Annotated in this window: 24 protein-coding genes and 1 riboswitch; of the genes, 18 read left to right on the top strand and 6 right to left on the bottom strand. The window is 60.9% G+C overall.

The window, feature by feature from the left end:
• The first annotated feature begins 6 nt into the window (after window positions 1-6).
• Together ADIMK_RS04230 and ADIMK_RS04225 are read left to right on the top strand one after the other, a co-directional pair.
• Window positions 7-999 (top strand): serine/threonine protein kinase, encoded by a 993-nt coding sequence (locus ADIMK_RS04230; RefSeq protein WP_036183966.1) that lies wholly within the window; start codon window positions 7-9, stop codon window positions 997-999.
• Window positions 1000-1055: 56 nt separating this feature from the next.
• Window positions 1056-2519 carry a helicase HerA-like domain-containing protein gene (locus ADIMK_RS04225; RefSeq protein WP_036183963.1) on the top strand — a complete coding sequence of 488 codons (1464 nt, stop codon included), beginning with the start codon at window positions 1056-1058 and terminating at the stop codon, window positions 2517-2519.
• 61 nt (window positions 2520-2580) lie between these two features.
• Here ADIMK_RS04225 and ADIMK_RS04220 read toward each other — a convergent pair whose 3' ends face one another.
• Together ADIMK_RS04220 and dbpA are read right to left on the bottom strand one after the other, a co-directional pair.
• Window positions 2581-2913 carry a YegP family protein gene (locus ADIMK_RS04220; RefSeq protein WP_036183960.1) on the bottom strand — a complete coding sequence of 111 codons (333 nt, stop codon included), beginning with the start codon at window positions 2911-2913 and terminating at the stop codon, window positions 2581-2583.
• Between the two features lie 162 nt (window positions 2914-3075).
• A complete protein-coding gene (gene dbpA, locus ADIMK_RS04215) occupies window positions 3076-4455 on the bottom strand; it encodes an ATP-dependent RNA helicase DbpA (protein WP_036183956.1) in 1380 nt (459 codons plus the stop codon).
• Between the two features lie 165 nt (window positions 4456-4620).
• Here dbpA and ADIMK_RS04210 point away from each other — a divergent pair, with 165 nt between their 5' ends.
• Window positions 4621-5076, top strand: a complete 456-nt coding sequence (locus ADIMK_RS04210; protein ID WP_036183954.1) for a c-type cytochrome — start codon at window positions 4621-4623, stop codon at window positions 5074-5076.
• A 6-nt stretch (window positions 5077-5082) separates the two neighbouring features.
• Here ADIMK_RS04210 and ADIMK_RS04205 read toward each other — a convergent pair whose 3' ends face one another.
• Entirely contained in the window at window positions 5083-5733 is a 651-nt protein-coding gene (locus tag ADIMK_RS04205; RefSeq protein WP_036183951.1) for a 2OG-Fe(II) oxygenase, read from the bottom strand.
• Between the two features lie 105 nt (window positions 5734-5838).
• On the opposite strand from ADIMK_RS04205, the gene ADIMK_RS04200 reads away from it, so the two are divergent.
• Window positions 5839-6273, top strand: coding sequence for a 3D domain-containing protein (locus ADIMK_RS04200; protein WP_231516999.1), 435 nt, complete (start codon window positions 5839-5841; stop codon window positions 6271-6273).
• 103 nt (window positions 6274-6376) lie between these two features.
• Window positions 6377-6853, top strand: a complete 477-nt coding sequence (locus ADIMK_RS04195; RefSeq protein WP_036183945.1) for a peroxiredoxin — start codon at window positions 6377-6379, stop codon at window positions 6851-6853.
• A 56-nt stretch (window positions 6854-6909) separates the two neighbouring features.
• Here ADIMK_RS04195 and fghA read toward each other — a convergent pair whose 3' ends face one another.
• Entirely contained in the window at window positions 6910-7767 is an 858-nt protein-coding gene (gene fghA, locus ADIMK_RS04190) for an S-formylglutathione hydrolase (RefSeq protein WP_036183942.1), read from the bottom strand.
• Between the two features lie 76 nt (window positions 7768-7843).
• Complete coding sequence (locus ADIMK_RS04185; protein ID WP_036183939.1) at window positions 7844-8953, bottom strand: S-(hydroxymethyl)glutathione dehydrogenase/class III alcohol dehydrogenase; 1110 nt, start codon at window positions 8951-8953, stop codon at window positions 7844-7846.
• A 183-nt stretch (window positions 8954-9136) separates the two neighbouring features.
• Between ADIMK_RS04185 and ADIMK_RS04180 the strand changes: the two genes are divergently transcribed.
• From ADIMK_RS04180 to cobS, 13 genes are all read left to right on the top strand, one after another.
• On the top strand, window positions 9137-10042 hold the full coding sequence (locus tag ADIMK_RS04180; protein WP_036183937.1) for a LysR family transcriptional regulator: 906 nt from the start codon (window positions 9137-9139) through the stop codon (window positions 10040-10042).
• A 71-nt stretch (window positions 10043-10113) separates the two neighbouring features.
• A riboswitch (cobalamin riboswitch) is annotated at window positions 10114-10354 on the top strand.
• 118 nt (window positions 10355-10472) lie between these two features.
• On the top strand, window positions 10473-12302 hold the full coding sequence (locus ADIMK_RS04170; RefSeq protein WP_036183932.1) for a TonB-dependent receptor domain-containing protein: 1830 nt from the start codon (window positions 10473-10475) through the stop codon (window positions 12300-12302).
• 30 nt (window positions 12303-12332) lie between these two features.
• Window positions 12333-12911, top strand: a complete 579-nt coding sequence (locus ADIMK_RS04165) for a hypothetical protein (protein WP_036183929.1) — start codon at window positions 12333-12335, stop codon at window positions 12909-12911.
• Entirely contained in the window at window positions 12908-13516 is a 609-nt protein-coding gene (gene cobO, locus ADIMK_RS04160; RefSeq protein ID WP_036183926.1) for a cob(I)yrinic acid a,c-diamide adenosyltransferase, read from the top strand. The genes ADIMK_RS04165 and cobO overlap by 4 nt, the downstream gene beginning before the upstream one ends.
• The gene (locus ADIMK_RS04155) at window positions 13513-14835 is read left to right on the top strand and encodes a cobyrinic acid a,c-diamide synthase CobB (RefSeq protein ID WP_231516998.1); all 1323 of its coding nucleotides are present in this window, start codon (window positions 13513-13515) and stop codon (window positions 14833-14835) included. Before cobO ends, ADIMK_RS04155 begins: the two co-directional genes overlap by 4 nt.
• On the top strand, window positions 14832-15488 hold the full coding sequence (gene bluB / locus ADIMK_RS04150) for a 5,6-dimethylbenzimidazole synthase (RefSeq protein WP_036183923.1): 657 nt from the start codon (window positions 14832-14834) through the stop codon (window positions 15486-15488). The genes ADIMK_RS04155 and bluB overlap by 4 nt, the downstream gene beginning before the upstream one ends.
• Window positions 15485-16405 carry an adenosylcobinamide-phosphate synthase CbiB gene (gene cbiB / locus ADIMK_RS04145; RefSeq protein WP_036183920.1) on the top strand — a complete coding sequence of 307 codons (921 nt, stop codon included), beginning with the start codon at window positions 15485-15487 and terminating at the stop codon, window positions 16403-16405. Before bluB ends, cbiB begins: the two co-directional genes overlap by 4 nt.
• On the top strand, window positions 16393-17403 hold the full coding sequence (gene cobD, locus ADIMK_RS04140) for a threonine-phosphate decarboxylase CobD (protein WP_231516997.1): 1011 nt from the start codon (window positions 16393-16395) through the stop codon (window positions 17401-17403). The genes cbiB and cobD overlap by 13 nt, the downstream gene beginning before the upstream one ends.
• A 29-nt stretch (window positions 17404-17432) precedes the next feature.
• Complete coding sequence (locus ADIMK_RS04135; RefSeq protein WP_036184243.1) at window positions 17433-18899, top strand: cobyric acid synthase; 1467 nt, start codon at window positions 17433-17435, stop codon at window positions 18897-18899.
• Window positions 18896-19411 carry a bifunctional adenosylcobinamide kinase/adenosylcobinamide-phosphate guanylyltransferase gene (cobU, locus tag ADIMK_RS04130; RefSeq protein ID WP_036183917.1) on the top strand — a complete coding sequence of 172 codons (516 nt, stop codon included), beginning with the start codon at window positions 18896-18898 and terminating at the stop codon, window positions 19409-19411. Before ADIMK_RS04135 ends, cobU begins: the two co-directional genes overlap by 4 nt.
• A complete protein-coding gene (cobT, locus tag ADIMK_RS04125) occupies window positions 19408-20496 on the top strand; it encodes a nicotinate-nucleotide--dimethylbenzimidazole phosphoribosyltransferase (RefSeq protein ID WP_081849652.1) in 1089 nt (362 codons plus the stop codon). Before cobU ends, cobT begins: the two co-directional genes overlap by 4 nt.
• The gene (locus ADIMK_RS04120; RefSeq protein WP_051692442.1) at window positions 20493-21044 is read left to right on the top strand and encodes a histidine phosphatase family protein; all 552 of its coding nucleotides are present in this window, start codon (window positions 20493-20495) and stop codon (window positions 21042-21044) included. The genes cobT and ADIMK_RS04120 overlap by 4 nt, the downstream gene beginning before the upstream one ends.
• Window positions 21041-21817, top strand: a complete 777-nt coding sequence (gene cobS / locus ADIMK_RS04115) for an adenosylcobinamide-GDP ribazoletransferase (protein WP_197027467.1) — start codon at window positions 21041-21043, stop codon at window positions 21815-21817. The genes ADIMK_RS04120 and cobS overlap by 4 nt, the downstream gene beginning before the upstream one ends.
• On the opposite strand, the gene ADIMK_RS04110 is transcribed toward cobS, so the two are convergent.
• Window positions 21781-22650 carry an NAD-dependent protein deacetylase gene (locus ADIMK_RS04110; protein WP_081849650.1) on the bottom strand — a complete coding sequence of 290 codons (870 nt, stop codon included), beginning with the start codon at window positions 22648-22650 and terminating at the stop codon, window positions 21781-21783. The two genes, cobS and ADIMK_RS04110, sit on opposite strands and share 37 nt — an antisense overlap.
• Between the last annotated feature and the right edge of the window lie 71 nt (window positions 22651-22721).

Genomic DNA, 22721 nt, shown 5'->3' with positions numbered 1-22721 from the left:
GCCCCCATGACAGATAATCCGAGCCAGCCCTTCTATCAGCTTATGCCTGACACCGTCATCGACGCGGTGGAGTCGCAGGGCTACCTCAGCGATGGTCGAATCCTGGCCCTCAACAGCTATGAAAACCGTGTCTACCAGGTGGGCATCGAGGAGTCACAACCGCTGATAGCCAAGTTCTACCGCCCCCGGCGCTGGAGTGACGAGCAGATACTCGAAGAGCACGCCTTCTGCTTCGAGATGGCAGAGCAGGAGCTGCCGGTGGTGGCGCCGTTGCGCAACGAAGCGGGTGAGAGTCTGTTTAACTTCGGTGACTATCGCTTTGCACTCTATCGCCGCCATGGCGGACGGGCGCCGGAGCTGAGTGATCCGGACCATCTCTATCAGCTCGGGCATACGCTGGGACGCATCCACCTGATTGGGGCGGTGCGCGATTTCAAGTACCGTCCGCGGCTCGATATTCAGAGCTACGGTCACGACAGTGTTGAGCTAATCGCACGGGACTTCATCCCCGCGTCGTTGCGCGAGGCCTACGTCAGTTTGACCGCCGACCTTCTCCGTGAAGTGGAAGCCGCGTTCAAGCGTGCCGGTAACGTGCGTTATATACGCGCCCACGGCGATTGCCACGGCGGCAATATCCTCTGGCGTGATGACACGCCGAACTTCGTCGATTTTGACGATGCCTGCATGGCACCGGCCATTCAGGATCTCTGGATGCTGCTGACCGGCGATGACCGCAACGAGTTGCAGTTGCAGCTGTGCGAGGTGATCGAGGGGTATAACGAGTTCGCCGAATTCGATCCCCGGGAGCTGCATCTGGTCGAGGCGCTGCGCTGCCTGCGCATGCTGCATTACTCGGCGTGGCTGGCGCGGCGCTGGGAAGATCCGGCGTTTCCACACAATTTTTCCTGGTTCAATACCGAGCGCTACTGGGGCGAGCACCTGCTGCAGCTGCGTGAGCAGTTTGCCAAGCTGCGCGAGCCGGTACTGGAGCTGTTGTAAAACCTGCGCGTGATGCCTGCGCGCCGGTAAACGCCTTATCTCAGGGGGAGTGATCGATGTCAGCAACGATGTTGATAGGGGGCGCAAACGGCGAGCAGTTGGCGCTGAATCCGCGTTATGCCAACCGTCACGGGTTGATAGCCGGGGCGACCGGGACCGGTAAGACGGTTACGCTTCAGGTATTGGCTGAAGGGTTTTCGCGCCTGGGCGTGCCGGTCTTCATGGCGGATGTGAAGGGCGACCTGTCCGGATTATGTTGCGCCGGTACGCCGCATCACAAGATCGACGAGCGGCTGCAACGAATCGGCATTGCGGACTACCGCCAGGCGCCGAGTCCGGTCGCCTTCTGGGATCTGTTCGGCGAGCGTGGCATACCGGTGCGCAGTACCATCTCCGAGATGGGGCCGCAGCTACTGGCCGCGTTACTGGAGTTGAACGAAACTCAGGAGAGCATTCTCACACTGGCTTTCGAATTCGCCGATGATGAAGGTTTGCTGCTGGTTGATATCGATGACCTGCGCACCACGCTCAACTACCTGGCCGAGCATGGGCGCGAGATAGGTACCCAGTTCGCGGTATCGAAGGCGTCGGTCAATGCCATTCTGCGCCGGTTGTTGATGATCGAGCGTGAAGGCGGCGAGCTGTTCTTTGGCGAACCCGCGCTGTCGTTGAACGATCTGCTGCGCACCGATCGTACCGGGCGCGGGATGATCAACATCCTGAGCGCCGAACGGCTGATCCAGTCGCCGCGGCTGTACTCCACCTTCCTGCTCTGGCTGCTATCGGAACTGTTCGAGCAACTGCCGGAGATCGGCGATCCGGACGTGCCGGTTCTGGTGTTCTTCTTCGATGAGGCACATCTGCTGTTTAACAGCGCACCCAAGGCGCTGCTGGAGAAAATCGAGCAGCTGGTGCGGCTGATCCGCTCCAAGGGGGTGGGTGTGTACTTCATTACCCAGTCTCCAGCGGACATACCCGACTCCGTGCTCGGGCAGCTGGGCAACCGGATTCAGCATGCGCTGCGGGCCTATACGCCGAAAGAGCAAAAGGCGGTACGGGTAGCGGCACAATCGTTCAGGCCCAATCCTGAGCTGGATACAGCCGAGGTGATTTTCCTGTTGGGTGTGGGCGAGGCGTTGGTATCGGTACTGGATGAAGGAGGGGTTCCGACACCGGTGCAGCAGTTGCTGATCGCACCGCCTGCCTCGCGTATCGGTCCTGCGCAGGCGGATGAGCGTGAGCGCGTGCTTGGGGATAACCCCTTACTGCGTCAATATCGCGAGGCATACGATCCGGACTCTGCACATGAAGAGTTGCAGCGGCGGGTTGAACAACAGGCGCTCAAAAACTCGAGCGCTCAGGCTGATCGCGTGCGCGAAAGCCCGGCTACCAAGCGCGGTAGTCGCGGCCGCAGTCGTGAATCGGTCGGTGAAGCCTTCCTGAAGAGTGTTGCCCGCAGTCTGGGCAGTTCGGTCGGACGCCGGCTGTTACGCGGATTATTGGGCTCCCTGCTCAAGTAGCGTCATACCGAACAGGTAAAGCGCAAGGGCGTTGAGCCCCTGCGCTGCATCGGATTGTGGTTTACTCCACCTCTACAACGGGCGCATCAGGCGCGTGGCGAGAGACCGATTCACAGCCGTTTTGCGCACCTTGCTCACTTTCATACCCTTGAGAGCTGAGGATAACCTGTCCATTTTTGGCTTTCAGATTGAAGTAATACTTGCCGCTTTTACCCTCGAATATCGTATATCGATTCATGTCGGTGCAGTTGGTTTTAACCGACTCGATGCCGTTTTCGGCACCGCTTTTAGCCGTGTATCCTTCAGACGCACCTATAGCCTGACCGTTCCCGGCCTTGAGGCGAAAACGGTACTCACCGGCTTTGTCGCGATATAGCTCGAATTTCCCTGCCATCGATAAATCCTCATCTATGGATAACTGCGATCAAAACGATCCGCCTAACTATAGGTGAGGATTGCGCAATGTGCCGTTGCAATGGAGGGCGGTGGACAAGGCATCCGGGTCAACAATGTCAGCTCCAGTATCATCGCCACGCCCACGGAGCCTGCCAGCGACCTACAGCTTGCGCACGCGGTAGCTCTTGCCCTTGATGGTACGTGACTTCAGCTTATCCAGCGCGATCTCCGACAGTTCGCGTTTGACCGCCACATAGGCGGTGAAGTCGCCGATATCGATACTGCCGATATCATCTCCTGTAAGCTCGCCACCGGCGGTCAGGGTGCCGACGATATCGCCGGGGCGCAGCTTGTTCTTGCGCCCGCCTGCGATCGCCAGGGTGCGCATCGGCGCCCGCGGCGGACGGTGATCATGGTTGGGTGTCGGCAGTTGTTCAATCACATCGATCGGTGCTTCTTGAAGGGCGTTAATACGCTCAAGCTTGATGCTCTCTTTCGGACCGACCAGACTCAGGGCCACGCCGCTGCGCCCTGCACGCCCCGTGCGGCCGATGCGGTGCGTATACACCGCGGGCTCGCGGGGCAGATCGACATTGACCACCAGATCCACCGCATCGATGTCCAGACCGCGGGCGGCCACGTCGGTGGCGACTAGCAGTGTCAGGCTGCGGTTGCTGAACAGGGTGATACGCTGGTCGCGTTCGCGCTGTTCCATATCGCCGTGCAGAACACCGACCTGAAAACCGGCGCTTTTCAGCGCCTCGGCGTACTCGTCGCAACGCCCCTTGGTGTTGCAGAAGATAACCGCTGCCTCAGGCGCCTGCTGTTGCAGCAACGCGATCAGGGTATCGGCCTTGTAGGGTTCGTCACACAGATAGGCGCGCTGTTCGATCGCCACCGAGCTGTGTTGCTCCGCTGCGGTCACGCGCTGGGGATCGCGCTGGTAATGCGCGGAGAGCTGCTCAATATCCTGAGGGTAGGTGGCCGAGAACAGCAGTGTCTGTCGGCTGGACGGTGTGCTGTCGATGATGACGCCTATATCCTCGGCAAAGCCCATATCCAGCATGCGGTCGGCTTCGTCGAGCACCAGACAGCTAACCCGATCCAGCGTCAACGTGCCTTTGCGCAAATGGTCCTTGATCCTGCCCGGTGTACCGACGACGATATGCGCCCCATGTTCGAGCGAGCCGATCTGCGGGCCAATCGGAGTACCGCCACACAGGGTGACGATCTTGATATTCTCCAGATAGCGCGCCAGACGGCGAAGCTCCTTTGCCACCTGAGTGGCCAGCTCGCGGGTCGGGCAGAGTACCAGCGCCTGGGCTGCGAACAGCCGGGGTTTCAGCGTTGTCAGCAGGCCGATGCCGAATGCGGCGGTTTTGCCACTGCCGGTCTTGGCCTGGGCGATCAGGTCCTGACCGGCCAATACCACCGGCAGGCTCAGTTGCTGGATCGGTGTCATCTGCTCATAACCGATCGATGTCAGGTTTTCTATCTGGGCGGCGGGCAGGTTCAGGGTGCTGAAACGTGTCTGGGTCACGGGCGTTCCGGGAAGTCGGGTTCTGGGATATCCACAGGCGTGGGGATGGTCATCGAAGGCGCGCAGTATAGCAGATTCGCGTGCAATCCGAGCAGTGGTGAACCGCCGACTTTGACCGCGGTCGAATGGGCGCGGTAAGCGTACAGGCAAGATGAAGGATTTGAGATGAAAAAAGCGTGGATATTGGGTGTACTGCTAGGTCTGGCAGTACCCGGTTGGGTCATGGCCGCCAGCGGTGACGATGCGATCGAATATCGTCAGGGACTGTTTCGGGCGCTGAAGTGGAACTTCAGTGATATGGGCGCAATGATACAGGAGCGCAAGCCGTTCGATGCCGCCCGTTTTGCGCAGGAGGCCGACCGGTTGGCTGCATTGGCCCCGATGCTTGGCGAGGGGTTCATCAAGGGCTCTGAAAAGAGTGAAACGGTGCCCACCCGTGCCGCATCTGAGCTTTGGTACCAGCGAGATCGATTCGACCAGCTGATGCAGCAACTCGAGGAGAAGACAGCCGCACTTGCCGAAGCGGCCAAACATGAAGATCGAGACGGCCTGCGGCCCTACTTCGGACAGGTAGCGCAGGCCTGTAAGGCGTGTCACGACCGCTACCGCGAACGTGACTGAGCAGCTTCAGCGCGGTGGGTCGATCTGGTTGCCGATGCTGGCGTTAACGCGGAACCAGCCCGCGATACTGTAGCGGTCGACCTTCGCCGGTAGCACCTCATGCGGGAAGCGGTCGCTGAGGAATACCACCAGCCGACCCGCTTTGGGCTCAACCTGTTCGAGCACAGTGCCCTCGTGGTCCGGGTAGATCAGCAGTTCGCCACCGTCGCCGGTCTGCCAGTCGGTATTGAGATAGAACACGGTGGTGAGAATACGGTTGGTTTGACCGCGAAACGCGTCCACATGGCGTTTGTAGAAGGCACCGGGCGCGTAGTGGGCAAAGTGGCACTCGTAATCGAACAGCCCCATGAACAGGCGGCGGTTGAGGCCGTGGCGTAACTGATCCATCCACGCCAAGTAGGCCGCCTCGCTGGCGTCGTGGACGTCGAGCCAGCGAATCTGGTCGCGACGGATCTGCGCGTTGAGTTGTTGGTCCTGCTCGCGACCGACCCCCGCGCGTTGGAAGGCATCGTCATCCAGACGCTGAATGCGCTGGTAAAGCGCAGCGGTCAGCGCCGGGTCGATGACGCCGTCGCAGATGATGTAGCCTTGCTCGACCAGTTCATCGGCGATCCGGTCAAGCCAAAGCTCGTTCGGGGTGTTCGGTATAGTGTTCATGAGCGCTCGTGACGACACTCCAGGATGGGGTGCTTTATATAGACCTAAATTGAGCTCAAGTCACGCGAATTGTTTTTAACCGGTAACGAAATGGGAGTAACTGCCTTGAACGAGCAATCTCGAGCAGGTGGTGGCAAAGTGCGCAGGAACCTGGGGTGGCTGCTGTGTGCAATACCGATGCTGATAGCGATGCGTTGCGCGGCAGATACCGAGCCGATGACGATGACGGTGACCGCCTCGGCCTACAATTCGCTTGCCTCGCAAACCAGTGGCGATCCTACGCTGGCGGCCTGGGGGGATGAGTTGCGCCCGGGTATGAAGGTGATTGCTGTCTCCGATGATCTGGTCAAGGAGGGGCTGACCTACGGCACCGAGGTACGGATCAAGGGGCTCAAGGGGCGCTATACGGTAATCGACAAGATGCATTCGCGTTGGGAGCGCAAGATCGACATCTACATGGGCGAAGATGTGGATGCGGCGCTTGAGTGGGGCGTACGCAAGGTGCAGATCAGTTGGGTGATGGCGGAGAACGACCCCTGATCGACATGGCGTAATTAGATGAATTGATTAGTCAGTGTCTCTGGGGGCTGCTAGAATTCCGAGTAATCAAGTCAACAATTGATCTAATCAAGGAGATCTCTCTATGGCTATTCAGGTTGGCGATAAACTGCCGTCGGTCACGTTCAAGGTGATGGGCGAAAATGGGCCGGAATCGGTGACAACCGATGACCTGTTTGCGGGCAAAAAAGTGGTTCTGTTTGCCGTTCCCGGTGCGTTTACGCCGGGCTGCACCATAACCCATCTGCCGGGTTTTGTGGTCAATGCCGACAAGATCAAGGCCAAGGGTGTGGACAGCATTGTCTGCCTGGCGGTAAACGACGCATTCGTCATGGATGCGTGGGGTAAGTCCCAGAACGCTGAAGAGATCATCATGCTTGCTGACGGTAGCGCTGTGTTCACCAAAGAGATCGGACTGGAGAAAGATCTGACCGAAGGCGGTCTGGGTATTCGCAGCCAGCGCTACGCAATGATCGTGAACGACGGCACTGTCGAGTTGCTGAATGTCGATGACAAGGGCGTCGACAAGAGTAGCGCCGAGACGATTTTGGCTGCTCTCTGATCGATCTGTGGATGAAAAAAGGCGGGCTTAAAGCCCGCCTTTTTTGTGCCTGTCGTTTACGACAGCCCCAGCGCCTTAGCATGGTGGCGCAGATGGTCGTCGATAAAACTGGCGATGAAGAAGTAGCTGTGGTCATAGCCCGGCTGCATTCTCAGCTCCAGCGGATGTCCTGCACTTTCGCAGGCATGCAGCAGTGCGCCCGGGTTGAGCTGTTCGGCAAGGAAATTGTCGGCTTCTCCCTGATCCACCAGCAGTGGTAGGCGCTCCTCGGCGTTGGCGATCAGCGCACAGCTGTCCCACTCCTTCCAGCTTTCACGATCCGGACCCAGATAGCGGCCCAACGCCTTCTCACCCCACGGGCAGTTGATTGGGTTGCTGATCGGGGCAAAGGCGGACACCGACGTGTAGCGGCCGGGGTTCTTCAGCGCACAGATCAAGGCACCATGCCCGCCCATGGAGTGGCCGCTGATCGAGCGTGCGTCAGTAACCGGGAAATGCTCCTCCACCAGTGTCGGCAGTTCGGCGACCACATAGTCATACATGCGGTAGTGTTCCGCCCAGGGGGCCTGCGTGGCGTTGACATAGAAGCCGGCACCCGAGCCGAAATCATAGCTTTCGTGTTCACCGGGGTGGTCGGTGCCGCGCGGGCTGGTATCGGGGCAGACGATCGCCATGCCCAGCTCTGCCGCCATGCGAAAGGCACCGGCTTTCTGGGAGAAGTTCTCGTCGGTGCAGGTAAGGCCTGAGAGCCAATAGAGCACCGGGACCGGCTTGTTCTGCGCCTGAGGTGGCAGGTAGATGGCGAAGACCATCTCCGTGCCCGTACTACTGGATTGATGCTTGTAGCGCTTGAGCCAGCCGCCAAAGCACTTGTTGCTGGCGATCAGCTCCGGGGTTGTGGATAACTCTGACATGTAGCGAGTCTCCTTGAAAACGCGTTCGGATGAAGCGGCACCGCCCGAGATCATCGGTTGATGCCGCGGTACGAGATCAGTAGATGATGACCGAACGGATGCTCTTGCCTTCGTGCATCAGGTCGAATGCCTTGTTGATGTCTTCCAGGCCCATGGTGTGGGTGATGAACGGATCGATCTCGATCTTGCCGTTCATGTAATCTTCAACGTAGCCCGGCAACTGGCTGCGGCCCTTGACGCCACCGAAGGCAGAGCCTTTCCAGACGCGGCCTGTTACCAGCTGGAACGGACGGGTGGAGATCTCCTGGCCGGCACCGGCAACACCGATGATGACCGACTCGCCCCAACCCTTGTGGCAGCACTCCAGGGCTGCACGCATCACCTGCACGTTACCGATACACTCGAAGGAGTAATCAACACCGCCGTCGGTCATGTCGACGATCACCTGCTGGATCGGGTCAGAGAAGTTCTTCGGGTTAACGCAATCGGTGGCACCGAACTGCTTGGCCATCTCGAACTTGTCTTCGTTGATGTCGATGGCGATGATGCGCTCGGCACCGGCCATACGGGCGCCCTGAATGCAGGACAGACCGATACCGCCCAGACCGAAGATCGCAACGGTGGAGCCCGGCTCGACCTTGGCGGTATTGAGCACCGCGCCGATACCAGTGGTGATGCCGCAACCCAGCAGGCAGACCTTCTCGAGTGGCGCATCAACGTGGATCTTGGCCAGAGAAATTTCCGGTACCACGGTGTATTCGGAGAAGGTAGAGGTGCCCATGTAGTGGTAAATAGTTTCGCCGTTGAGGGAGAAACGGCTGGTGCCGTCCGGCATCAGGCCCTGGCCCTGAGTCGCGCGTACGGCCTGACACAGGTTGGTTTTGCCGGAGAGGCAGAATTTGCACTTGCCGCACTCGGCGGTGTACAGCGGAATCACGTGGTCGCCCGGCTTCAGTGTGGTCACGCCCGGACCCACCTCTTCCACGACACCGGCGCCTTCATGGCCAAGAATCGATGGGAAGATACCCTCGGGGTCGGCACCGGACAACGTAAACGCGTCGGTATGGCAGACACCGGTCGCAACGATGCGAACCAGAACCTCGCCCGCTTTCGGGCCCTGAACATCCACCTCTTCGATAGTGAGCGGTTCGCCTGCTTTCCAGGCCACGGCAGCGCGTGATTTCATGATCAACTCCTCGGTATGTAAAGGATGTACGGTATCCCGCAGGCGCATGGGGGCAAGAGCGGGAGCGAATGTAGAGGCATAGTTTAGTTAATGGCTCGGATTTCATCTCGGCACAGATAGAAAATCATTTTTGCCATATAGCAATAATGATGGCATAAATCTGATTTTTGGCAGGAGTCTGGCGTGCGTCGGTGGGATGCTATAGAGGCCTACGTGGCCGTAGTACAGGAGGGCAGTTTCTCCGCGGCGGCTGAGAAACTTGGGGTGTCGGCTTCTCATATCAGCCGCCGGGTGGCGGAGCTGGAGGCCCATCTGGGCACGCCGCTGATTTTTCGGACCACCCGTTCTATCCGTCTCAGCGAAGCTGGCGAGCAGTATTTCCAGCAGTGCCATCACCTGCTAGAGGGCTTCCTGAGTGCCGAGGAGCAGATCAGCCGTCAGCAGTCCGAGCCTGCGGGGCAGTTGAAGCTGACCTGTGCTGCCACCTTTGGTGAGCGCTTCATTGCGCCCCTGCTGCCGGAGTTCATGCGCCGATACCCCAAGCTTGAGATCGAGCTGCACCTGAGTAACCAGCTGGTCGACCTGATTCGCGATGGCTACGACCTGGCGATACGCCTGGGCACACTGGAGGACTCCAGCCTGTTGGCAAGGCGGCTGTGTGATCGGCGTGAATACCTCTGCGCATCGCCTGACTATATCGAGCGGCACGGCATACCCCATACCCTCAGCGAGCTGTCGCTGCACAACTGTCTGGTCGGAACCAGCCCCACCTGGCTGTTCCAGGATCGCGGGCATCGGCGGGAGCTCCGGGTGCAGGGTAACTGGCGCAGTAACTCGGGCCCCGCCGTGCTCAGTGCCGTGCAGTGCGGGCTGGGGATTGCACAACTACCTGATTATTACGTCGAGCCGCTGATCGAGCGGGGCGAGCTGATCAGCCTGCTGACTAACTATCGCTACCCGCACTCCGGCGTCTGGCTGGTGTATCCCAAGGTTCGCCAGCAACTTCCCCGGCTTAAACTGCTGTGTGACTACCTGATCGAAGCGTTTGAAACGCTGCCCTGGCGAAGCACGGCGAGGGCCGACCGGTAGAGGTGACAATCAAATTCTGCTCATACCTGGACGAGTACGACTTGTTTGACCCGTTACTGGGCCAGCTCTAGAATTGCGCCCATGCTTTTGGTGAGCCAGGCCTTTGCAGAGATGCAGGTCTGGAACTTAATCGGGAAGCCGGTGCGTGAAACCCCAGGGTTTCGCAATGCCGGCGCTGCCCCCGCAACGGTAGAGGAGTGGGAACAGCCTAAGCCACTGTATCGCAGGATATGGGAAGGCGCTGTTCTTGGATGCAGGCGATGCCTGAATCGACTCCTGAGCCCGGAGACCGGCCAGAAGCGTTAGCAGTCGGCATTGCGGAGGGCAGTCGAAACTGGATCAGGCATTCTGTGCCCTGTCCTTTCTTTCCCTTTGCATGCCGTTTTACCCATGACTATGTGCGGGCGGCACGCTAAGGGCATCCAGAACCATGAACACATTTTACATTCCGGCAGCCATTCTGCTGGGAAGCTGCGCTGTTTCTGCCGTTCAGGCGGAAACCATCCCCTCCACCATTCTGGTTACTGCAAGTCGCAGCGCCGAGACCGTCGATGAAACACTGGCCGCGGTAACCGTTATCGACCGTGAAGAGATCGAACGCAAGCAGGCACAGTCTGTGACCGAGCTGCTGGGCAGTGCGCCGGGCATTATGGTGACCAACAGTGGCGGTCGGGGCAAAAGCGGGTCGGTTTTTCTGCGCGGTGCCAACGCTGATCAGGTGTTGGTGCTGATCGATGGCATCAAGGTCGGCTCGGCGACGTTGGGCACCACCGGTTTTGAGCATCTGGCGGTTGATCAGATCGAGCGGATCGAGATCGTGCGCGGACCGCGTTCATCCCTCTACGGCTCCGAAGCGATTGGCGGCGTCATCCAGATCTTCACCCGGGGCGGCGCTCAGCGTGAGGGATTCTCGCCGCGCTTCAGTACCGGAGTGGGCAGTCACGACGCCCGTGAAGTGACACTAGGGGCGTCCGGTGGGAACGGTCAGGGCTGGTATAACCTGGATCTGAGCGACTACACCACCGATGGCTTCAACGCCAAGGTGGAAGACTCCTTCGGCTATAACCCGGATGACGACGGCTACGATAACCGCTCCTGGGCACTCAGTGGCGGTTACCGCTTTAGTGACAGCGCAACAGGGCGTCTCAACTGGAGCCGCAACGAAGGTGATAACGCCTATGACGGTGGCAGCAGCTTTGACAACTACAGCACCACGACCCGCATGGATACGCTGGGCGCGGCGCTTGAGCTGACATTGCGTGACGACTGGGCACTGAACATGACGCTCGGGCGCAGCCGTGACGAGTCGACCCAGTACGGCGATGGCCAGTATCAGAGCCATATCGATACCGAACGCGATACTGCCTCAATTGTCAGCGAGCACCAGATCGGTGGCATGAATCAGTTCACCTGGGGCGTGGACTACCAGCAGGACGAGGTGGACAGCAGCAACGATTACGCCGAAACCTCGCGCGACAACCTGGCGGCGTTTGGCCTGTTGCAGCTCTATTTCGGCGATCAGGATGTGGCGATCAGTCTGCGTCGCGACGACAACGAACAGTTCGATGGCTACAACACCGGCTCTCTGGCCTGGGGTATACAGCTCGATACCGATCTGCGCCTGTTCGCCAGCTACGGTACTGCGTTTAAAGCCCCGACCTTCAACGATCTTTACTGGCCGGAAACCGCGTTCTCCGTGGGTAATCCCGATCTGGTGCCTGAAGAGTCCGAAACCTACGAGATCGGCCTGTCCGGTCAGAATGCAGGTGTTCGCTGGAGCGCCAACCTGTACCAGACCGAGGTGGAAAACCTGATCTCCTGGGATATCAACGGAGTTGGCAAATACATGCCGATGAACATCAGCGATGCGCGCATTCGAGGTCTGGAGCTGGCGGCGTCAACGCGTTTGGCAGGCTGGAATCTGCAGTCGAGCCTCGACCTGATGGATCCGAAAAATCTGGAAGATGACAGCCTGCTCAGCCGTCGTCCGCGCAAGGTGCTGAACCTGGCCGCGGATCGCGATTTTGGCAAATGGTCCATGGGTAGCTCGCTAAAAGCGGTGGGCAAGCGTAAGGACAGCACGGCGCATCTGGCCGGATACACCACCGTGGATCTGCGCGCCGGTTACCGTCTTGGCGGCGACTGGTCGTTGAAGGCACGCATCGACAACCTGTTCGATGAGCAGTACCAGACCGTTAACAACTACAACCAGCCGGATCGTGAGTACTGGTTGTCACTTCACTATGCTCCCGGCGCCTGAGCGCGCCGGATAAACTGAAAGGAGACGTTCATGCTCAACCTGAACAAAAATCCGCAGATCGCTATCGGTATCGGTTTGATACTGCTGATGGCGGTTACCCGCGGCCAACATGCCGCAACGATCGACGCGCTGCCCAGCGCGTCCTGGGCGGTGTTCTTCCTGGCCGGGGTTTTCCTGCGCCCGCGCTGGATGTTCCCACTGCTGTTCCTGCAGGCGGTTGCACTGGACGTTATCTCTCTCGGTGGCTTTACGGAAGCGGCCAAGCACCACTGCGTCTCTCCGGCCTACGCAATGCTGTTGCCGGCATACGCGACACTCTGGTTTGGCGGTCGCCTTTACTCACGCATCCATCGTGACAGCTGGATGACGCTTGCGCCGCTGGTCGGCATCCTGCTGGTCAGCGCATTTGTCTCCAACCTGTTCTCCAGCGGTGGCTACTACTACTTCTCCGGTGTTTACACCGATCCGACCCTGTCGGGCCTCTGGGGGCGTATCGAGCTCTACCTGCCGCCCCGTCTGCTGACCCTGTTCGGCTATGTCGGTGCAGTGGGTGGCCTGATCCAGCTGATGATCCTGAGCGCTCGTCCGCGTCAGGCTGTTCAGGCATGAATGACGAGAGCAGCCGGGAGCTGCGTCACCGGGAGCGGATGCAGCGCAAGAAGGCTGTCGTCGATCAGGCGATAGCCCGCGCGGATGTTGATCGTGGCGTGTTGCTGGTATTGACGGGCAACGGCAAGGGTAAAAGCAGCTCAGCCTTCGGCATGCTGGCCCGTGCGCTCGGGCATGGCATGCAGGTGGGTGTCGTGCAGTTTATCAAGGGCAGTTACAGCACCGGCGAGGAGGCGTTCTTCCGTCGCTTTCCCGAGGTGAGCTACCACGTCATGGGCGAGGGGTTTACCTGGGAAACCCAGGATCGCGAGCGTGATGTTCAGGCGGCGCAGGCAGCCTGGGCGCAGGCCCGTGCACTGCTTCGCGACGAGCGGGTGTCGCTGGTGGTGCTGGATGAGCTGAACATCGCCCTCAAGTACGGTTACATCGCGCTTGAGGAGGTGCTCGAAGCGCTCCAGCAGCGTCCGGCCATGCAGCATGCGGTGGTCACCGGTCGCGGTGCACCGGCTGCACTGATCGAGATTGCCGATACGGTAACCGAGATGCAGGTGGTCAAGCATGCGTTCAAGGCCGGTGTCCGGGCCCAGAAGGGGGTGGAGCTGTGAGTGCCGAGTCTGTGATCTCTTCGCGCAACTGCCCGGCGCTGCTGATCTCGGCGCCGGCGTCCGGTCAGGGCAAAACCACGGTGACGGCAGCGCTGGCGCGTCTTCACACACGTCAGGGGAGACGGGTACGGGTGTTCAAGACAGGGCCTGACTTTCTCGATCCGATGATACTCGCCCGCGCCTGTGGCTCCGAGGTCTACCAGCTGGATCTGTTCATGGGGGGGGCCGAGCACTGTAAACGTCTGCTCTGGGACGCCGCCGGTGAGGCCGACCTGATCCTGATCGAGGGCGTGATGGGCTTGTATGACGGGGCGCCGAGCAGTGCCGATCTGGCCGAGCTGTTCGGAATTCCGGTGTTGGCCGTTATCGACGCAGGTGGCATGGCGCAAACCTTCTCGGCACTGGCCCATGGTCTGGCCAGCTATCGCCAGACGCTCGCGTTCGGCGGTGTGCTGGCCAACCGGGTGGGAAGCCTTGGCCATGCACGTATGCTGGAGGAGGCGCTGCCGGAGTCGCTGCGCTGGTATGGCGCCCTGACCCGCGATCAGGCTTTCGAACTGCCCAGTCGCCATCTCGGGCTGGTGCAGGGCAGCGAGATCGAGGATCTGGATCGACGGCTTGATGCCGCGGCCGACGCCATCGCCGAGACGGCCGGATCCGAGCTACCGCCGCCGGTGCTGTTTCAGGCACAGACAGAAACCCCGACTCGGCCGCTGTTGGAGGGCGTTCGGATCGGGGTGGCACGGGATGCAGCATTCAGTTTTATCTATCCGGCGAACCTCGACACCCTGCGTGAGCTGGGGGCCGAGCTGATCTTTTTCTCCCCGCTGACTGATGCTGATCTGCCGGAGGTGGACAGCCTGTATCTGCCCGGCGGTTATCCGGAGCTGTACCTGACCGAGCTCGGAGCCAATTGGCCTTTGATCGAACAGATTGCGGCGCATCATCGTCAGGGCAAGCCGATACTCGCCGAGTGTGGCGGCATGCTATGGCTGTGCGAATCGCTGACGACGCTTTCGGGTGATCGGGTCGAACTCTGCGGACTGTTGCCCGCACAGGCGAAAATGCATGCGCGTTTTACCGCCCTGGGACTGCAACGTGTGCAGTTGCCGATGGAGGAAGATCACGCAGAGCTGCGTGGGCATACCTTCCACCACTCCAGTCTGGAGACCGAGCTTGAGCCGATAACGGTGGGCGAATGCCCCAACGGGCGCAAGGCGGCGGAGGCGGTCTACCGTCTAGGTCGCTTGAGCGCGTCGTACATACATGCGTACTTCCCCTCTAACCCCGTGGCCGTTGCGGCCCTGTTCCGGCCATGAGTCAGGCGTTCAGCGCAGTTGAGCGCGAGGCGGTGTATCGCGCGATCCGCGAACGCCGTGATATGCGTCATTTCAGTGGTGAAGCGCTAGAAGCCGGGGTGCTGGAACGTCTGCTTCAGGCGGCCCATCAAGCGCCCAGTGTCGGTCTGATGCAGCCTTGGCGTTTTATCCGCATCACCGATAGCGATCTGAGAGGCGAGATTCGCACACTGGTTGATCAGGAGCGGCAGGCGACCGCCAAGGCGTTGGGGGAGCGGGAGGCCGAGTTTCTGCGGCTCAAGGTCGAGGGGCTCGACCGCTGCGCCGAGCTGCTGGTGGTATCGCTGATGGACCAGCGAGAGCGTCACATTTTCGGCCGCCGGACGCTGCCGGAGATGGATCTGGCGTCGGTTGCCTGCGCGATTCAGAACCTCTGGCTGGCCGCCCGTGCCGAGGGTGTCGGGGTCGGCTGGGTCTCGCTGTTCGATCCCGATGCGCTGGCGGATCTGTTGGCCATGCCGTCGGGTAGCCGGGCCGTGGCGATCCTCTGTATCGGCCCTGTGGATAGGTTTTACGATCAACCGATGCTTGAGCAGGAGGGGTGGACCAAGGCAGCGCCCCTGTCGGTGATGCTGGCAGAGAACCGCTGGCCTGCCGGGGAGGTGTTGCCATGACGGCAGCACTGCTGCTGTGCGGGGTGTTGCTCGACCTCTGGTGGGGCGAGCCAAGGCGCTGGCACCCACTGGTCGGTTTCGGACACTGTACGGCGTGGATCGAGCGCCGCTTCAACACCGGTAATGGGGGCGTGCGTCGCCTGTTGGGTGTGCTCGCCGTACTGATGCTAGTGCTGCCGCCGGTGCTGCTGTGCCTCTGGTTGGTCCAGTTGCCCTATGTGGGGCTGCTGGTGTCGGTACTGACGCTCTGGTTTGCATTGGGGCTGAACAGTCTGCGCGCGCACATGCTGCCGATTTTCAACGCACTCGAGCAGGGTGATCGCGATAAGGCCAGAGCGCTGACCGCACGGATCTGCAGTCGCGATGAGGCGACGCTGGATATCGAGCGCAGCGCCGTGGAGTCTATATTGGAAAATGGCAGCGATGCGGTGTTCGGTGCGCTGTTCTGGTTCTGTATTGCCGGGGCGCCCGGGGCGTTGGCGTTTCGGCTGATCAACACTTTGGACGCCAGCTGGGGCTATCGCAGCGAGCGTTTTCTACATTTTGGCTGGGCCGCGGCGCGGCTGGATGATCTGGTGGGCCTGATTCCGGCGCGCCTGACTGCGATCAGTTATGCCCTGTGCGGGAATGCCCGCCTTGCCTTTCATTGCTGGCGCACTCAGGCAGGTGCTCATGACAGCCCCAATGGCGGCCCGGTGATGGCCAGTGGCGCCGGTGCACTGGCGGTGCAGCTGGGTGGTCCCACCTGCTATCGCGGTATTTGGGTGCACAAACCCCAGCTCGGCGAAGGGCCTGCGGCCTGTGCCTTGGATCTCAAGCGGGCGATCGCTCTGGTGGGGCGTGGCGTGATGCTTTGGCTCTCGGTGATTCTGATGATGCAACTGATCGGGCAAGGGTGGCTGGTGTGGCAGAGCTGACTCCTCCGGTGCACGGCGGCGGTGTGAACGCTGCGGCAAAACGTTATGGAATACCGGTCGAGTCCTGGCTGGACCTCTCCACCGGTATCAATCCCCAGGGGTGGCCGGTGCCGCGAATCCCGCAGAGCGTGTTCGCCCGTCTGCCGGAGGCCGATGACGCGCTGGAGAGCGCGGCGGCCGAGTACTACGGGAGTTCTGACCTGCTGGCGCTGGCCGGATCGCAGCAGGCCATTGAGTTGCTGCCACGCCTGAGGCGGGAGCTGTCCGGCCGCAGTCGTGTCGGTGTGTTGGCGCCGGGGTATGCCGAGCACGACTACCACTGGCGCGTGAACGGCCATCAGGTCGTATCGGTGCCTGCACAGGCGATTGAAGCGCATCTCCCGGAACTTGATGTACTGGTGGTGATCAATCCCTGCAACCCGAGCACATGTCGCTTTACGCCGCTGCAACTTGAGCAGTGGCGGGAGGCGCTGGCAAGCCGGGGCGGTTGGTTGGTGGTCGATGAAGCGTTCATCGATGCCACGCCTGAACTCAGTCTGCTTAGGGGCGAGATGCCGCCGGGGCTGATTGTACTGCGCTCACTGGGCAAGTTTTTTGGTCTGGCCGGGCTTCGGGTCGGTTTCCTGTTTGCCGAGCAGGCCGTGCGTGAGGCTCTGGAAAAAGTGATTGGCCCCTGGAGCATTGCCCACCCGTCGCGCTGGGTGGCCGCTCAGGCGCTGCAGGATACGCGCTGGCAGCAGCGCACACGTGAACGCTTGATCGTCCAGCAGGCGCGCCTGAGAGGCCTGTTACAAACCTATCTGTCAGACCCGGTGCACAGTACAGCGCTATTTGCCTGGGTCGAGACAGATGAGGCCCGATACCTCGGACAGCGGCTGGCGATGCGCGCTGTGCTGGTACGTCGGTTCGAGACGCCCTCTGGGCTCAGGTTCGGTTTGCCCGGTGTCGAGACTCAGTGGCGCTGGCTGGAGCGGGTTTTACAGGAGATCAAAGAGTGACAGGTGGTACGGGTTACGGTCGTACATTGATGGTGCAGGGCACCACGTCTGATGCCGGAAAGAGTACGCTGGTGGCTGGGCTGTGCCGTGTTCTCAAGCGTCTGGGGGTCGAGGTGGCACCGTTCAAGCCCCAGAATATGGCGCTGAACAGCGCGGTGACGGCCGAGGGCGGCGAGATCGGGCGGGCGCAGGCAGTGCAGGCGCAGGCCTGTGGTCTGTCGCCCCATATCGACATGAACCCGGTATTGCTCAAACCCTGCTCCGATACCGGCGCTCAGGTGATCATTCATGGTCGCGCGGTCGATAACATGGAAGCCGGGCGCTATCACGACTATAAGGCGGTTGCCTGGCAGGCCGTGGCTGAATCTCACGATCGCCTTCGACAGCGCTACCGCGCAGTGGTGGTCGAGGGCGCCGGTTCTCCCGCCGAGATCAATCTGCGTGACCGTGATATCGCCAATATGGGCTTTGCCGAGCGGGTCGATTGTCCGGTGATCCTGATTGCCGACATCGACAAGGGCGGCGTGTTTGCCCACCTGGTCGGTACTCTGGAGTTGTTAAGCCCCACCGAGCAGGCGCGGATCAAGGGGTTCGTGATCAACCGCTTTCGCGGCGATATCGGCCTGCTTCAGCCCGGTATCGACTGGCTCGAGCAGCGCACGGGCAAGCCGGTTCTGGGCGTGTTGCCGTATCTGCATGGTTTGCATCTCGAGGCGGAAGACGCCATCGATACCGCCGCTGGCGAGCTGGAGAAAAGCGATGATGCATTGAACATCCTGGTACCGGTTCTGCCCCACATCAGTAACCATACCGATTTTGACCCCTTGCGCCTGCATCCGCAGGTGCGGCTGACCTTTGTCGGGCCCGATCAGGAGAAGCCACCCGCCGATCTGGTCATTCTGCCCGGATCGAAGGCGGTGCGCAGCGATCTTGCCTGGCTGCGCGAACAGGGCTGGGCGTCATACCTGATGCGGCATCTGCGCTACGGTGGCCGCGTGCTGGGTATCTGTGGTGGCTACCAGATGCTGGGCGAGCAGGTCGACGACCCTCTGGGTATCGAGGGCCCGGCCGGCTGCTCTGCGGGATTGGGGCTTTTGCCGGTCCAGACCGAACTCAAGGCCGACAAGACCCTGCGCAACACCCGGGGTCGCCTGATGCTCAACGGCGATCATGAACCGGTGCGCGGGTATGAGATCCATTGCGGTGTCACTCAGGTCGCCGCGGAAGCTGCACCGCTTTTGGTGTTGGACCAGGGGGCCGATGGTGCGATCTCCGACGATGAACGCGTCGCGGGTTGTTATCTGCATGGATTGTTTGAGCAACCGGAGGCCTGCGAAGCCTTTCTGCGCTGGGCAGGTCTTGCCCGTGCGCGGAGAATCGACTACCTGGCGCTGCGGGAGGCGGGCATCGATCGGGTTGCAGACACACTGGAGCAGTATCTGGATATAGCGGCCGTCAAATCGCTGCTGGCGCTGGATCAGGAGGGCTCGCGATGATCCGTTTCATAACCGGAGGCGCCCGCTCCGGCAAAAGCAGCCGCGCCGAGCAGTTGGCGGCCGCATCCGGTCGGGAGGTGGTCTATATTGCTACCGCCGAAGCCCGGGATGGCGAAATGAGCGAGCGTCTGGCGATGCACCGCGCACGCCGCCCTTCGAACTGGCAAACCGTCGAGGAGCCGTTGGCGCTCCCCGAAGTGATCCGTAGTCGGCAGGGCGAAGGTATCTGCCTGCTGGTGGATTGTCTGACGCTCTGGGTGACCAATCTGCTGCTGGCCGATCGGGATATGCAGGTGCATCGCGAGACCCTGTTATCGGCGCTTGAAGTGGCAAAGGGGGAGATCATTCTGGTCTCCAACGAAACCGGCATGGGTGTGGTGCCTATGGGCGAGTTGAGTCGACGTTTTGTTGATGAGTCGGGCTGGCTGCATCAGGCGGTCGCGGCGCAGGCCGATCAGGTTGTGTTGATGGTGGCGGGTCTGCCGCTGGTGGTGAAAGGGGACAGCGTATGATCGATAACGCAGGCTACGATCCGGCATTCTTGAGCTGGCTGGACGCGCCGGTAGCGGCGCTGGATCAGATTAGCCGCAATGCGGCGCAGGCGCGGCAGATGCAGCTGACCAAGCCGCAGGGGGCGCTGGGTGATCTGGAGCGACTGGCCGTCCGTCTGGCCGGGATGCAGGGGCGCGCATGCCCGGGCGCTGATCGGGTATCGATCGCGGTCTTTGCGGCTGATCACGGTGTTGCGGCTGAAGGCGTATCCGCCTACCCGCAGGCGGTTACCGGGCAGATGATCGTCAATTTCTCCCGCGGCGGGGCCGCGATCAGTGTGGCGGCCAAGGCGCTCGATGCGCATCTTCGGGTGTATAACCTGGGTACGGTGACCGCGCTGGAGCCGCTTGCAGGCGTCGAGGATCAGGTGATCGCGCCGCAGACCGGCAATCTGGCCCGTGAGGCGGCGATGACGCAGGCGCAACTGGTGCAGGCGATGAATGTCGGCCGGTTGGCGGTTGAGCAGGCACAGGCGCGTGAAGCGGTCATCGATATATTCATCGGTGGCGAGATGGGGATCGGCAATACCACACCGGCTACCGCGCTGGCGGCGGCCCTTATGGGGCTGCCGGTCACTGACTTGGTCGGGCCCGGCACCGGCATTGATGGCGCGGGTATCGCACGCAAGGTGGCGGTTATCGAGCGGGCGCTGGCGCTGCATAAACCGCAACCGGTCGATCCGCTGGAGATGTTGCGTTGTCTGGGTGGGTTTGAAATAGCGGCGCTGTGCGGAGCGTATCTGCAGTGCGCTCAACAGGGCGTACCCGTGTTGGTCGATGGTTTTATCTGCACCGTGGCGGCGTTGCTTGGCTGCCGTCTGCAGCCCCAGCTTGGCGATTGGCTGCTTTTTTCCCACTGCTCTGCCGAACCCGGTTATGCACGCCTGCTGGATCATCTCCCCTCCTTTCCGTTACTGGATCTGGGCATGCGCCTGGGCGAGGGCAGCGGCGCGGCGGTGGCAATACCGCTGTTGCGCATGGCCTGCACACTGCACGCCCAGATGTCGACGTTCGAGGAAGCCGCTGTATCGGGAGCCAGTCTGTGAGTCTGACGCTTGAGCTGCTGCGTCACGGTGAAACCATCCGTGGCCGATGTTATCTAGGGCGCACCGATGCGCCGCTGAACGAGCGTGGCTGGCAGCAGATGCACGAGGGTTTGAGTCAGCGTTCTGCCGATCAATACGATGCGATCATCAGCTCACCCCGTTCGCGCTGTCTCGACTTTGCCAGGGCGTGGGCCGATGACGATCGGCTGAGCATCGAGCCACGCATCGCCGAATATGATTTCGGCGAGTGGGACGGCATGACCGGCGAAGAGCTCTATGAGCGTTATCCACAGGCACTGTCACGGTTTTGGAGCGACCCCTGGCGCTACCCTCCGCCGGGTGCCGAGAGTATGCCGGCGTTCTTTACCCGTCTTGAGTCCTGTCTAGATGACCTCAAGCGTATGTACACAGGGCGGGTATTGTTGATCTGCCATGGCGGGGTGATCTGTGTGATGCGCAGTCTGATCGAGCGCCTGCCACGCGAGCAGCTGTTCGAGTGCATGCCGAAACATGGCTCGTTGCACCTCTTTGAGGATATCGATCAGTGATTCAGCTGCGCCGACAACTGGACGCCTTTGCCTGTGCCCTGCAATTCCTGACCCTGATACCGGTGCAGCTGTCGGCACCGCCGGATCGACGCACACAGGCGTTGGCGATGCTCTACTACCCGGCAGTAGGCGGCTTGATCGGAGCGCTTTTGTGCCTGGGTGCGAGGTTGACCACCGGCCTGCCGCTTGAGTTGCAGGCGACGCTGCTGCTGCTGTTGTGGTGTGGTGTAACCGGCGGGCTTCATCTCGATGGTCTGGCCGATAGCGCCGATGGCTGGATGGGCGGGCTCGGTGATCGCGAGCGGACGCTCGCAATCATGAAGGACCCCCATATCGGTGCCAGTGGCACGATCGCGTTGTTGTTGCAGCTGTTACTGAAGTGGAGCCTGCTGATGGCAGTACTGCCTCAGGAGGGGGGCTGGTTAGCATTGGTGATGGCGCCGGTCGCGGCGCGGGCATCGGCACTGATGCTACTGGTGCAGACGCCCTACGCACGACGTGGCGGTATTGCCAGCGAGATGCTCCAAGCGTTGTCGATAACCGCCGTCGTGATCTTGGTTGCCGTGATCGCTCTGGTGCTGTTGCTGATCAGTCCGCTGTGGTTGCTGTTACCGGTGTCTCTGTACTGGGCCGGCCGGGCCCTGATGTTGCGCCGATTGCAGGGCGTGACCGGAGACACCGCCGGCGCGCTGATCGAGTTGAGCGAAAGCGCGCTGCTGCTGGCGGCATCGTTGGCCTATTTGACTACACCGGCGTCCGGCGTGCTGACCTGAGCCTGGCCCCCGGGGCTGACCCATGTTGCCAGCAGTTGCTCCAGTGTCGGACCAATAGGGGCATCGAGCTTCAGATCAAGCAGTGCATCGGCCCGCGTCTTGCCCAGCGTCAGGGCGGCGATCGGTTTCCCCCACTCCTTAGCGCGTCGACAGAAGCGAAATCCCGAATAGACCATCAACGATGAGCCGACCACCAGCAGCGCATCGGCGCGTTGCAGGGCATCGAGCGCGTGCTGAACACGGGATTTGGGCACGTTGTCGCCGAAGAACACCACATCGGGTTTGAGAATGCCGCCACAGTGCGGGCAGTGCGGTACTTCGAAGTCGCTGAAATCCACCTCAAGATCGGCATCGCCGTCGGGCGCCGTGGCAGCAGTAAAGCCGCTGAAGTCAGGGTTCAGTCGGGCCGAGCGTTCATGGACCTCGTCGCGGCTGCATTGGTAGTTACAGCCCATGCAGATCACGGCGTCGGCACGTCCGTGCAGGTCGATCACCGCCTGCGAACCGGCGCGCTGATGCAGACCATCGACATTCTGGGTCACCAGCAGCTCGATGTGACCCCGTTGCTCAAGCAATGCCAGTGCTTCGTGGGCCCGATTGGGACGCGCTTTCTGCATCACCGGCCAGCCGATCAGGCTGCGTCCCCAGTACCGCTGGCGCGTGGAATGGCTGTGCATGAAGTCAGCGTGTTGAACCGGCTGCTTGCGCTTCCACTGGCCGTCACGGTCACGGTAATCGGGGATGCCCGAATCGGTGCTGATACCGGCGCCGGTCAAGACCAGCAGACGGGGGTGGCGGTGAATAAAGTGGAACAGGGACGGGCTGCTCGACATGGGCTCTGCTCTCCGGCGTGTATCTGTTAGCTACTTGTACTCTACCAGAGGCTTTTTGGATTTTTGCTTAC

This window comes from Marinobacterium lacunae, assembly GCF_000705555.1.
Lineage (GTDB): Bacteria > Pseudomonadota > Gammaproteobacteria > Pseudomonadales > Balneatricaceae > Marinobacterium_D > Marinobacterium_D lacunae.
Note: the sequence above shows the minus strand (reverse complement) of the source record. Positions and strands in the feature narration are given on the sequence as shown.

Bases quoted from the DNA above. Each gene is read 5' to 3' on its own strand.
- ADIMK_RS04230 (WP_036183966.1), top strand. From the start codon at position 7: ATGACAGATAATCCGAGCCAGCCCTTCTATCAGCTTATGCCTGACACC.
- ADIMK_RS04225 (WP_036183963.1), top strand. From the start codon at position 1,056: ATGTCAGCAACGATGTTGATAGGGGGCGCAAACGGCGAGCAGTTGGCG.
- ADIMK_RS04220 (WP_036183960.1), bottom strand. From the start codon at position 2,913: ATGGCAGGGAAATTCGAGCTATATCGCGACAAAGCCGGTGAGTACCGT.
- ADIMK_RS04210 (WP_036183954.1), top strand. From the start codon at position 4,621: ATGAAAAAAGCGTGGATATTGGGTGTACTGCTAGGTCTGGCAGTACCC.
- ADIMK_RS04205 (WP_036183951.1), bottom strand. From the start codon at position 5,733: ATGAACACTATACCGAACACCCCGAACGAGCTTTGGCTTGACCGGATC.
- ADIMK_RS04195 (WP_036183945.1), top strand. From the start codon at position 6,377: ATGGCTATTCAGGTTGGCGATAAACTGCCGTCGGTCACGTTCAAGGTG.
- fghA (WP_036183942.1), bottom strand. From the start codon at position 7,767: ATGTCAGAGTTATCCACAACCCCGGAGCTGATCGCCAGCAACAAGTGC.
- ADIMK_RS04185 (WP_036183939.1), bottom strand. From the start codon at position 8,953: ATGAAATCACGCGCTGCCGTGGCCTGGAAAGCAGGCGAACCGCTCACT.
- ADIMK_RS04170 (WP_036183932.1), top strand. From the start codon at position 10,473: ATGAACACATTTTACATTCCGGCAGCCATTCTGCTGGGAAGCTGCGCT.
- ADIMK_RS04165 (WP_036183929.1), top strand. From the start codon at position 12,333: ATGCTCAACCTGAACAAAAATCCGCAGATCGCTATCGGTATCGGTTTG.
- cobO (WP_036183926.1), top strand. From the start codon at position 12,908: ATGAATGACGAGAGCAGCCGGGAGCTGCGTCACCGGGAGCGGATGCAG.
- bluB (WP_036183923.1), top strand. From the start codon at position 14,832: ATGAGTCAGGCGTTCAGCGCAGTTGAGCGCGAGGCGGTGTATCGCGCG.
- cbiB (WP_036183920.1), top strand. From the start codon at position 15,485: ATGACGGCAGCACTGCTGCTGTGCGGGGTGTTGCTCGACCTCTGGTGG.
- ADIMK_RS04135 (WP_036184243.1), top strand. From the start codon at position 17,433: ATGGTGCAGGGCACCACGTCTGATGCCGGAAAGAGTACGCTGGTGGCT.
- cobU (WP_036183917.1), top strand. From the start codon at position 18,896: ATGATCCGTTTCATAACCGGAGGCGCCCGCTCCGGCAAAAGCAGCCGC.
- cobT (WP_081849652.1), top strand. From the start codon at position 19,408: ATGATCGATAACGCAGGCTACGATCCGGCATTCTTGAGCTGGCTGGAC.
- ADIMK_RS04110 (WP_081849650.1), bottom strand. From the start codon at position 22,650: ATGTCGAGCAGCCCGTCCCTGTTCCACTTTATTCACCGCCACCCCCGT.